Here is an 11,747-nt window from a genome sequence, read left to right as displayed (position 1 = left end):
TTTACCTACTTTACATATATAATTAATTCCTGGCCAATATTAATTCTGGATGAGTTAAGGCTGTTCCATTGCATTAGATCCTGTGTTGTCACATTATATTTGGTGGCAATTTCAGATAATGTATCACCTGATTTAACTTTGTAAAATTTTTTTTCAACAGCAATTGCTTTTTGTTGCTCTTGTTCAACAACAGGGTTGTTTAGCCATTTTTCAAAGGCCTCTTCGTCTTGTTGTAAAACAGTAATAATTCCCCCGGCTCTGTAATATCCGGTAACATTTGCAGGGTTTAATAAAGCAATTGAATTAAGGTTAAAAGGAGATTTATCCATATTCAATTGAATAGAATCTATCAATAAGAATTGTTTGGTTTTAGGTAGTTTTAAATTTGCAACAGGAAAATTTAATTCCGTTTTGTTTTCAAATAAATAAACTATTGCCGCAAAAGCTTCGAGCAAATCTTCCTCAGTGTATGAATTGGATTTACTGGTTTGTGAAAAAGGACCAAATGTATAGGCAAGCAAAGTTTTTTTAATGTTTTTTTCTTTGTCATGCAAAAACTTCAAACGTTTAGAAGCTATTAAAGCAGATTTTTTTGGATCAAGTCTTTGGTCATAATCAGGAGCTATTATTAAACCTGAATTAACCATATAGGGAATATATAAATGCCATAAACCAGCTCCCGATTTCCATTGTGTATTTGGATTCATAGCAGATAAAACTACGGGAAGATATCTAAAAACATAAGGAAGTCCGGCAGCTTTTAAAACGCTATCAGTATGTGGGAAGTAAGCCTCAGATAAAGCGATAAGTAAAGAAGTACTGTTTTTGTTTTTGCAAAAAAAGTCCCGCCACTTGTCCCATTCCTGGATGTTTGTAAAACCAAGCCCTTGTAATTCCAATTCAATTAAAAGTGGAGTAGGTGCAAATACCTTTTCCTGACAGGTTTTCTTATCCGTTTTTTCAAATTCAACCCACTCTTTTGCTGGGGAACCATCAATTGATTTAAAGAGCACCTGAAAAAAATTATTTAAAGGCTGTGCAATTGAAGAACTACTTGAAAATAATATCGCACAAAAAAGGATTATTCTTTTTATTAGCGCCATTTTGGGTATTAGCAAACAGGAAATAGTCATAATTGCAAGCAAAGTAAATTTAAGTTTTGGAATTTCAAAATAAAGCCGGGATAAAATTAACAGAAGACTAAGGTTTTTATTTTTCACCAAAAGGCTTGTGCCATTTATTTTGCCAAATAAAGGAAATAAATTATATTTACAAATGCATTTCCAGGGATTGAGAACAAAATTTTTATTAAATATCTGCGTTACTGTGAAAAAACTACCGGTGTAAGGGTGAAGCAAGCAAATTTTTCTAAAACCGGATTAATCATAATTCAATTATATGTTGAAAAAACTTGCATTATCAATCATCCTTTTTGTAAGCATTACTGTTGTATATGCCCAAACAGCAAGAAAATACAGTAACGAATTTTTATCCATAGGTGTGGGAGCAAGAGCACTAGGGATGTCCAATTCTTATGTATCCTCAGTTGATGATGTAACCGCTGGATATTGGAATCCTGCAGGTTTATTGGGAGTTAAGAGTAACAGGCAAGTTGCCCTTATGCATGCTGAATATTTTGCAGGCATTGCTAAATATGATTATGCCGCATTCGCTGCACCCCTTGATACGAATAGCGCATTAGGTTTTAGTTTTATTCGTTTCGGTGTAGATAATATTCCAAATACTACAGAACTTATTGATGCAAATGGAAACATTAATTACGACAGAATAACTTCCTTTTCTGCTGCCGATTATGCATTTATTGCCTCTTATGCCAAAAAAACAGCAATCCCTGGCCTTCATCTTGGGGCTAATGCAAAGGTTATTCATCGTATTGTGGGTGACTTTGCCAAGGCATGGGGGTTTGGACTAGACTTCGGTGCCCAGTATCAAGTAGGCAATTGGAAGTTTGGAGCAATGGCAAGAGATGTAACCTCCACATTCAATGCCTGGAGCTATACATTGAACCAGGAAACAATTGATGTATTTAATAGAACAGGAAATGAAATACCTCAAAATTCAGTAGAAGTTACTTTACCAAAACTACTGGTAGGAGCAGCAAGAACCTATAAAATCAAAGAAAAATTTACTTTGCTTACAGAGGCAAATTTTGATTTTACATTTGACAGAAAAAGAAATGTTCTTATTAAAAGCAATGCCGTTAGTATTGATCCCCATTTGGGATTAGAGATTGGCTATGGAGGATTCGTGTTTTTAAGGGCTGGTATTGGAAATATTCAACAACAAACCGATCTTGATAAAAACAAACAAACTAGTATGCAGCCAAACATGGGCATAGGTGTAAAAATAAAAGGAATTACCATTGATTATGCACTAACTGATATAGGTGATCAGTCTGTTGCCCTTTATTCCAATATATTTTCTTTAAAATTTGACATTAACCGAGAGAACAGGTGAAAAAAAATCTATTGATATTTTGTTTGTTTGCATATACGTCTGCCCTCGCACAACCATACGGCAACGAATGGATTAACTATAATCAGAAGTATTTTTTTTTCAAAATAACTCAAAACAACATTTACCGGATTAGCGCTTCAACGCTCTCTAACTCCCTTTCGAATGCAGGAGTAGCTTTGCAAGGAATAGATCATCGAAAAATCCAGCTTTTTGCTAGAGGAGAACAAGTTCCATTATTTATTAAAGATGAAGGAGACCAATACGTTCTTGACGGCAATGATTATATAGAATTTTATGCTCAAAAAAACGATGGGTACATGGATAAATTTATGTACAGTACCCAAAGCGACCAACCCAATCCCTATTATAGCCTGATTAACGATACAGCAATTTATTACATTACCTGGAGTGAATCCATTAACAATGAAAGAATTCAGTATGAGGATGCTGCTAATTTTAGTGATTTTACACCATTTCCTTATGTGTTAAAGCAAAACATTCAAAGCTACACGACTGAATATTTTTTAGGAGAAACGGTCTCTGCTGGAGACAGTGATCCAGATTACACCAAGTCAGAGGGCTGGTTTAATTCGGTTATCGGTGAAGGAGGAACTGGAGTTAAATTTTTTCCCACCCCCAATGCGTATTTATCTGGACCTGCTGCTGAATTTAAAACTATTGTTATTGGAGCTTCAAGAGATGCAAACACCTTTCCCGATCATCATACCAAAATTGATTTTAAAAATTCTCTTGGAACTTACGCTTCTCTTGCCGATGTTCAATACCACGGGTATGAGAAAAATATAATTAACAAGACGATCCTACCTGGATCTCTTCATAGCGAAACAACTGAATTTGTATATACCGCTTTTGTGGGAAACCGAACCACAATTGCATGGGCCTCCCTAATTTATCCGCATTCAATGAATTTTTTAAATGTTAATGTTTTTGAAATGATTGTTCAGGATAACCTTTCACAGGGAAAAACACTGCTTGAATTTCAGAATTACAATCCTTTATCAGATGTTTATGTATATGATATTACAAATGCCAGAAAAATAAAAACCTATTATAGTGGCGGACTTTATAAGGTGATAATTCCAAATGGAGCTGCAGGAAAATCAGATAAAAAATGTTATTTGTTGCCTGAGAATTATATTTCTACTATTTCAAATCTGGAATCTGTTAATCCTGCCACAAATCAATTTGTAAATTTTCTCAATTCCAATGCCGATTACCTCCTTGTTACCTCTAAAAAATTGAAATCGGAAACAGTTGATTACGCAAATTACCGGTCAGGAACGGGCCATATTCCATTGGTTGTTGATGTTGATGAACTATACCATCAGTTCGCCCATGGAATATACAAACACCCACTTTCAATAAAAAACTTTGCAGATTTTGCTTTGGACAAGTGGACCGTAAAGCCAAAACATCTCTTTTTAATTGGAAAATCAATTAATCCAAGAGACTCACGCAAAAGTCCATCCTATTATGAAAAATGTCTTGTTCCAACATACGGCATGGCATCATCAGATGCATTGTTAACAGCAGGTTTAAATGGCGCAATGTATGAACCTGCAATTGCTACAGGAAGACTTGCAGCTAAGAATGCCAATGAAGTAAAAATTTACCATAAAAAAATGCTTGAATATGAAGGATATTCTATTCCTGAGGAATGGATGAAATCAGTTTTGCATTTTAGAGGAGGCGCAAATGCAAGTGAACACCAAGCTTTTACCCAATATATGAACTCCTATGAGAATATTATTGAAGATACCCTCTTTGGTGGAATTGTTACAACCTTTGATAAAAACTCTTCAGCACCAATTGACAATACACTTGCCAATGTAATTAAAAACAAATTGGAATCTGGGGTTTCCCTAATGACTTTTTTTGGACATGCTTCCGCAAATGGATTTGATATTAACATAGATGATCCGGCTACCTATAATAACCATAAAAAGTACCCCATTTTGCTTGCCAATTCTTGTTTTGCCGGAAATATTCATTTAACAACATCCATTAGCACAAGTGAATCTTTTGTACTTATTGCCGACAAAGGGGTAATTGCGTTTGTAGCAAATGTAGGCTTGGGTTTTCCTAATTTACTTCATTCATACAGCACCAGGTTTTATCACAACATTGGGAATTATAAATACGGTGAAAGTATTGGAACTGTTATGAAAGAAACAGTAAAAGAAATCCAGGTTGCAAACAATTATATGAATAAAACTTTATGCCTTCAAATGACATTGCATGGAGACCCTGCCCTTTCAATTAATTCATACAAAAAACCGGATGTAGTGGTGAGCAAGCAAAATGTTTTTTTTACACCATCAAATGTTACAACAGAAATAGATTCTTTTGATGTAAATGTAATTTTAACAAATACAGGTCGTGCTTTTAATAATTTTTTTTCAATTGAATTAGCAAGAAAATTTCCGGATGGCTCTATAAAGAAAGAATTAGCCTTAAAATATGGAATAAATTATAAGGACACTTTGGTTTTTCGACTTCCTGTTGAGAATGAAAAGGGACCCGGGGAAAATATTTTTTCAGTTTTTGCAGACAATACCTTATTAATTGATGAAATCAGCGAAATAAACAATAAAACAACCTTGAGTCTGCAAATTTCCTCCTCTGATATTCTCCCTGTTTATCCTTATCATTACTCAATTGTTCCCAATCAAGGCATAACCTTAAAGGCAAATACAGCAAATGCTTTTGCTCAATCAAAAAAATATATTTTAGAAGTTGATACTACAGATTTGTTCAACAGCCCAATTAAAGAGAAAGCTGAAATAACACACAGTGGAGGGGTGTTGCACTGGTCGCCAAATTTATTGAAAAACATGCCAGATAGTATGGTTTATTTCTGGAGGGCAAGTCCATTAATAGAACCTGCTTTGGACCTAAGGTGGAGAGAAAGTTCCTTTCAGTATATCAAAGATAAGTCAGGCTGGGGGCAGGCCCACTTTTTCCAGTTTAAAAACAATGATTTTAATTTTATTGGTTATAACAGAATTCAGCGTGAGTTCCAGTTTCAAAGTTTTTTCAAACAGCTCATTTGTTCAAACAGGGGCAATGCTTCAACTATAGAAGAAACATATTCTGTGATGTTTAAAATTGATGCTGAAACCCAAGATTACGCCTCTTGCGGTTGGGCACCTGCTATTCATATTGCGGTTATTGATCCACTTACCCTTGAATCCTGGTCAACAATCGAAAAACCTCAATATAATGTGAATCCGGGTCCGGGTTGTAGAGACAGTAAATATTTTATCTTTTATCCTTCTGTAACCAGTCAAATGGATGCAATGGTGGATATGATTGAAAATTCGGTTCCTAATGGGCATTACATACTTGCCTATTCAGTTTTTAATCCCATGTGTACTCAATGGAATGCAAATGTTCATTCCGCATTTCAAAATTTAGGTGCCGATGCTTCCTTGTTAACCAATTCAGATAGTCTTCCTTTCATCTTTTTTGTTCAAAAAGGCCTTATAGCTTCTGCCAAAACGGTTATTGGAAGCAATAAATTCAGTTCGATTAATCTTACTACAGATATTGAACGCAATTTGCCTTCCGGAGGGCTTAGTTCCGTAGTGGCAGGACCGGCAAAGGAATGGCATTCATTTCATTGGAGACAGCAAAGTCTTGAAATGCCATCCAACGATGATGTTAGTGTTGATATTTCCGGGATTGATATTTATGGGAATGAAACTCTGTTGATGAATGTTGACAATACGAACACAGACATTTACAATTTAAATATTGATGCGGCTTCTTATCCCTATTTAAGGTTAAAAGCGAATTTAAGGGATGAGGTAACCAGTACACCTGCCCAGTTTAAGCGATGGCAATTGCTTTTTGACGAAATTCCAGAAGCGGCCTTAAATGCTTCCAGAAATTTTTATTTTCATGCCGATACAATTGAGGAGGGAGATAAGATTAAATTCAGAATAGCAATTCAAAATATAAGTAATGTTGATATGGACAGCATTAATGTGAATTACTGGGTGGAAGATATATCACGCAATATTCTTCCTTTAGAATATAAAAAATTAGCTCATCTTCCTGCAGACAGCATATTGATAACCTCAATAGAGCTTTCAACTATTGGATTTCCCGGTTACAACAACCTTTGGGTAGAAATAAATCCTAAAGATGAAAATTGGCAATTAGAGCAATACCATTTCAACAACAAGGCTCAATTAGGCTTTTTTGTTGGCAGGGATAAAATCAATCCTATGCTTGATGTTACTTTCGATGGAGTGCATATTCTTAATGGTGATATTGTTTCTGCCAAACCCTTTATTGTTGTTCAGTTAAAGGATGAAAACAGATTCCTTGCACTTAATGATACCTCAAGCTTTGCCATTTATCTTACAGATCCTGAATCGGAACAAAAAAGATTGTATTTTGAAGCACCAGGACAAGAACCAATGAGATTTGTACCAGCTATTCTCCCTAAAAATAGTTGCAAAATAGAACTTCAGCCTCAATTTACTAAAGATGGTAAATACGAGTTAAGGATAAAGGCAAGCGATAGGTCAGATAATAAATCCGGGGATTTTGACTATGTTATTAGTTTTGAAGTCATAAATAAATCCACCATTACCGAGGTTTTGAATTTTCCAAATCCGTTTTCTACCTCTACACGTTTCGTTTTCACACTTACTGGCTCCACAATTCCATCTCATTTTAAAATTCAAATTATGACGGTTTCCGGAAAAATTGTAAGGGAAATACATAAGGATGAATTAGGTCCTATTCATATTGGCAGGAACATTACTGAATTTGCCTGGAATGGAAGAGATGAGTTCGGAGATTTACTTGCAAACGGAGTTTACCTTTACAGAGTTATTACAAGGATAGACGGATCAGCCATTGAACATAATTCCACGGAGGCTGACAAGTTTTTTCAAAAGGGTTTTGGAAAAATGTACCTAATGCGTTAATTTTTATTTTTGTTAAATTAACAGTTGAAAAGCCATTAGTTAAGGGTTCTCTGCCGATTAGAGGTAATAAATAAAGTTTTTGGCAGTTTTTTTATAAGGTTTTTTACCGCAATTGTTTGTTTTAATCCTTTTATTCCAATATTTCAATGGTGCAGGATAGCATTTGATAATTGAATTCACAAAGGATATAAAAAAATAAAATCTATTTTTGCCTCAAATAAATAAATTATGGATTTAATTCAAGCCATTATTCTTGGCATCATAGAAGGATTAACTGAATTCTTACCCGTATCCTCAACAGGTCACATGATTCTGGCAGGATCATTAATGGAAATAAAGGATAAAGACTTTGAAAACACATTTGAAATAGGCATACAAATTGGCGCAATCCTGTCTGTATTAGTAATTTATTACAAACGATTTTTCGTTAGCATTGATATTTATTTAAAATTGTTTATTGCTTTTATTCCTACTGCAATCATTGGTTTATTGGCTTATAAATTCATAAAAGCATACTTGTTTAATTCCATCGTTGTTAGCATTGCTCTTATTGCGGGGGGGATTTTGCTTGTTTTACTGGACAAATGGTCTGATAAGGAAGAATCCTTATATACCGATACTGATGCAGTTTCTTATAAGGGTGCAGTTCAAATTGGCTTTTTTCAATGCCTTGCTATGATTCCTGGTGTTTCCAGGTCTGCTGCAACAATTTTTGGTGGCGTTTCTGCTGGTTTTAATCGTAAACAGGCTGCAGAATTTTCATTTCTACTTGCAATACCAACCATGTTTGCAGCAACAGGATATGATTTGTTTAAAACGGGTTTTCAAATGACTTCACATCAATGGAATTTAATGTTTGTAGGAGCTGCGGTTGCTTTTGTGTGTGCTATTATTGCCGTAAAAGCATTTGTTGCCTTACTTACAAAATATGGCTTTAAGCATTTTGGCTATTACAGGATTGTAATTGGTATTGTTTTCCTGGTTTTTGCAATTTATACTGGAATAAAACTTTAAAAAACCACTGAAAATATTTATTAAGTAAAAAGATAAATGAAAAAGAGAACAGAATTCGATTTTGTAAAAGGAGAACTTCTTTTGATTAATAAACCTTTAACTTGGACTTCCTTTGATGCTGTTAATAAGATCCGTTACATGCTGCAAAAACAATTGGGTTTGCATAATTTAAAAGTTGGCCATGCCGGAACTTTGGACCCCTTGGCTACAGGTTTGCTTATAATTTGCACGGGTAAAATGACAAAACAGATTGACCAACACCAGGCAAAGGAAAAAGAATATACAGGAACCTTTACACTTGGAGCCACAACTCCATCCTATGATCTGGAAACAGAACCTGACACCTTTTATCCAATCGAACATATTACTTTTGAGCAGATAAAAAGAACTGCTTCAGATTTTATTTGCACCTCAAATCAATTGCCTCCTGTATTTTCTGCAAAGAAAGTAGATGGAAAAAGAGCCTATATTAAAGCCCGAAAGGGAGAGCATGTCCAGGTAAAAACAAGGGAAATAACAATTTCGGCCTTTGAAATCATAGAAATTAATCTTCCGGAAATTAAATTTCGCATTGTTTGCAGCAAGGGAACTTATATCCGATCTATTGCTTTTGATTTTGGCCTGGCCTTAGGAAGCGGAGCCTACCTTTCTCAGCTATGCCGTACAGGTATTGGTGAATACAGAATTGAACAGAGCACAACAATTGACCAATTTAAAACGTTAATAGATGATGCAATAAAACTTGAGAAAGGCAATGCTGTGAATAGCGGAATCAAAAATATAATTTCCTGAGAAATTATATTTAAATTTGCCCCCTTGTAAAAAAATAACTTATAATCATTTTCAATGAAATTATCACAGTTTAAATTTAATTTGCCAAAAGAGCTAATAGCTGAATATCCTGCTAAGAACAGGGATGAATCACGTTTAATGGTAATTGATAGAAAAAAACAGACTATAGAACATAAACAATTTAAGGACGTCCTAGGATATTTTGATGATGGGGATGTTATGATATTAAATAACACCAGGGTATTTCCTGCGAGGTTATATGGAAATAAGGAAAAAACAGGTGCTAAAATCGAAGTTTTCCTTCTGCGTGAGTTGAATCGCGAAAGTAGGTTGTGGGATGTACTTGTTGATCCTGCCAGAAAAATCAGAATTGGAAACAAATTGTATTTTGGTGATGATGATTTGTTGGTAGCAGAGGTTATTGACAATACTACTTCAAGAGGCCGTACTCTTCGATTTTTGTTTGACGGGCCATACGAAGAATTTAAAGAAGCAATTTATTCTCTTGGGCAAACTCCTTTGCCAAAATATATTAAAAGAGAAGCTGAAGCATCTGACGAGGAAAGATATCAGACTGTTTTTGCCAAAGAGGAAGGTGCTGTTGCAGCTCCTACTGCTGGCTTGCATTTCAGCCGTGAATTAATGAAAAGGCTTGAGTTAAAAGGAGTTAACTTTGCCGAACTTACCCTTCATATTGGTCTTGGTACTTTCAGATCTGTTGAAGTTGAAGATCTTACAAAACACAAAATGGATTCCGAGCAAGCAATTGTGCCTGCTTTGGCTGCAAATATTGTGAATAAAGGAATTGATAGCAAGCGCAGGGTATGTGCAGTGGGAACAACTTCCATGAGGGCTATCGAATCATCCGTTTCTTCAGATGGCCATTTAAAGCCCTTTGATGGCTGGACAAATAAATTCGTTTTTCCTCCTTATGATTTCAGTATTGCCAATTGTATGATCACTAATTTTCACACTTCAGAATCAACTCTTTATATGATGGTTTGTGCTTTTGGAGGTTATGATCTTATCAAAAGAGCATATGATGAGGCAATTAAAGAAAAATATCAGTTTTTCTCTTACGGAGATGCAATGTTAATTATTTAAGGGCCTAAATTAAGGGCTAATTATGAAGAATTCAGTAATAATAGTTGCAGCTGGAATTGGTAGCAGAATGCAATCGGCTATTCCAAAGCAATTTATATTACTTGGAGAAAAGCCCTTGCTTTTCCACACAATTGAAACATTTTTCGATTGGGACAATAATCTTCAAATTATTGTTGTACTTCCAACTGATCAAATTAGTGAGTGGGAAAACTTGACCAGGCATTATGGCTTTGAAATACCTCACAATGTATGTTCAGGTGGCTATACCCGTTTTCACTCAGTTATTAACGGATTACAACTAATTCAAGATAATGATTCAATTGTTGCCATACACGATGGAGTAAGGCCTTTGGTAAGTCACCTTACTATTCAAAATTGTTTTGAAGCAGCAGCAAAAAAAGATGCTGCTGTTCCAGTTGTGGAATTAATTGATTCACTCAGAAAAGTTTCAAAAGATTCAAGCGAGGCCGTAAATAGGGATGAATACAGGATTGTTCAAACACCCCAATGCTTTAAAGCTTCTGTTTTAAAGGCTGCTTATAGTTTGCCTTACCGTGCAGCTTTTACCGATGATGCATCGGTTGTAGAAGCAGCAGGAACTCCCATTTCACTTAGCCCGGGGAATATAGAAAACATTAAAATAACAACATCCTTTGATCTTTTGCTTGCTGAGGCATTATTGAAAGCAAAAACTCAGTTTTGAGCATAAGCTATTGCTGCAACACTTATTTTTGTATCCGGAAAACAAGCCATGCATTTGGCACTTGATTCAATAGTTGCTCCTGTTGTTATTACATCATCTACAATTAAAACATGTTTGCCTGCTATTGCATTTATGTCCTTTAAATTAAATGCTGCCTCTACATTTTTCCAACGGTTAAACCTGGATTTTTTTGTTTGACTTTCTCCTGCTATATCCCGTGTTAAAATATCCGGGCTCCAGTTGCTGTTTAAACCCTCAGCTATTCCCTCTGCAATAAAATCGCTTTGATTGAATCCCCTTTTCTTTTTTTTTGTGGGATGAAGTGGTATTGGGATAACTATATTAACAGATTTAAAATAAGGAGAAGCTTTTAACTCTGCTCCATACATTTTACCTACTTCCTTTGCTGCCTGAGTAGCCCCTAAATATTTAATGGCATGAAGCAAATGTTGTACTCCTCCGCCTTTTTGAAAATAATAATAAGCAGCTACACTATGTAAATCAATTCGCCCCCAAAAAACCTGGCTTAAAATGTTTTCTTTTTCAAAATGAAAACCGGTTTTTGGAAGCTTATATCTACAAACAGTACATATATGGTGCTCCTGTTTTAATAAAGTTTGGCCACAACTCAGGCAGCAATCAGGATAAATTAAGGAAATAAAATCTCTTAACATAGATAATAAAAAGTTAGA

Annotated in this window: 8 protein-coding genes; 6 read left to right on the top strand and 2 right to left on the bottom strand. The window is 35.1% G+C overall.

Translation table 11 applies throughout. The features are described 5' to 3' along the window. Nucleotides 1–5: 5 nt before the first annotated feature. Nucleotides 6–1,103: a lytic transglycosylase gene (locus H0V01_01820; protein ID MBA2582107.1), complete on the bottom strand. Its 1,098-nt coding sequence runs from the start codon at nt 1,101–1,103 to the stop codon at nt 6–8. A 295-nt stretch (nt 1,104–1,398) separates the two neighbouring features. Between H0V01_01820 and H0V01_01815 the strand changes: the two genes are divergently transcribed. The 6 genes from H0V01_01815 to H0V01_01790 all read left to right on the top strand — a co-directional run bounded on the left by H0V01_01815 (nt 1,399) and on the right by H0V01_01790 (nt 11,055). After that, entirely contained in the window at nt 1,399–2,478 is a 1,080-nt protein-coding gene (locus tag H0V01_01815) for a PorV/PorQ family protein (GenBank protein MBA2582106.1), read from the top strand. Further along, nucleotides 2,475–7,442 carry a hypothetical protein gene (locus H0V01_01810; GenBank protein MBA2582105.1) on the top strand — a complete coding sequence of 1,656 codons (4,968 nt, stop codon included), beginning with the start codon at nt 2,475–2,477 and terminating at the stop codon, nt 7,440–7,442. The genes H0V01_01815 and H0V01_01810 overlap by 4 nt, the downstream gene beginning before the upstream one ends. A gap of 228 nt (nt 7,443–7,670) precedes the next feature. Then, on the top strand, nt 7,671–8,456 hold the full coding sequence (locus tag H0V01_01805; GenBank protein MBA2582104.1) for an undecaprenyl-diphosphate phosphatase: 786 nt from the start codon (nt 7,671–7,673) through the stop codon (nt 8,454–8,456). Nucleotides 8,457–8,492: 36 nt separating this feature from the next. Then, complete coding sequence (truB, locus tag H0V01_01800) at nt 8,493–9,248, top strand: tRNA pseudouridine(55) synthase TruB (protein MBA2582103.1); 756 nt, start codon at nt 8,493–8,495, stop codon at nt 9,246–9,248. Nucleotides 9,249–9,302: 54 nt separating this feature from the next. Then, the gene (gene queA, locus H0V01_01795) at nt 9,303–10,352 is read left to right on the top strand and encodes a tRNA preQ1(34) S-adenosylmethionine ribosyltransferase-isomerase QueA (protein ID MBA2582102.1); all 1,050 of its coding nucleotides are present in this window, start codon (nt 9,303–9,305) and stop codon (nt 10,350–10,352) included. 22 nt (nt 10,353–10,374) lie between these two features. Further along, nucleotides 10,375–11,055, top strand: a complete 681-nt coding sequence (locus H0V01_01790; GenBank protein ID MBA2582101.1) for a 2-C-methyl-D-erythritol 4-phosphate cytidylyltransferase — start codon at nt 10,375–10,377, stop codon at nt 11,053–11,055. Here H0V01_01790 and H0V01_01785 read toward each other — a convergent pair. Beyond that, a complete protein-coding gene (locus H0V01_01785) occupies nt 11,046–11,729 on the bottom strand; it encodes a ComF family protein (protein ID MBA2582100.1) in 684 nt (227 codons plus the stop codon). The genes H0V01_01790 and H0V01_01785 overlap by 10 nt on opposite strands. Nucleotides 11,730–11,747: the final 18 nt, after the last annotated feature.

The sequence above is a fragment of the Bacteroidota bacterium genome, from assembly GCA_013696965.1.
GTDB lineage: Bacteria > Bacteroidota > Bacteroidia > JACCXN01 > JACCXN01 > JACCXN01.
This window is presented reverse-complemented; position numbering and strand designations above follow the sequence as displayed.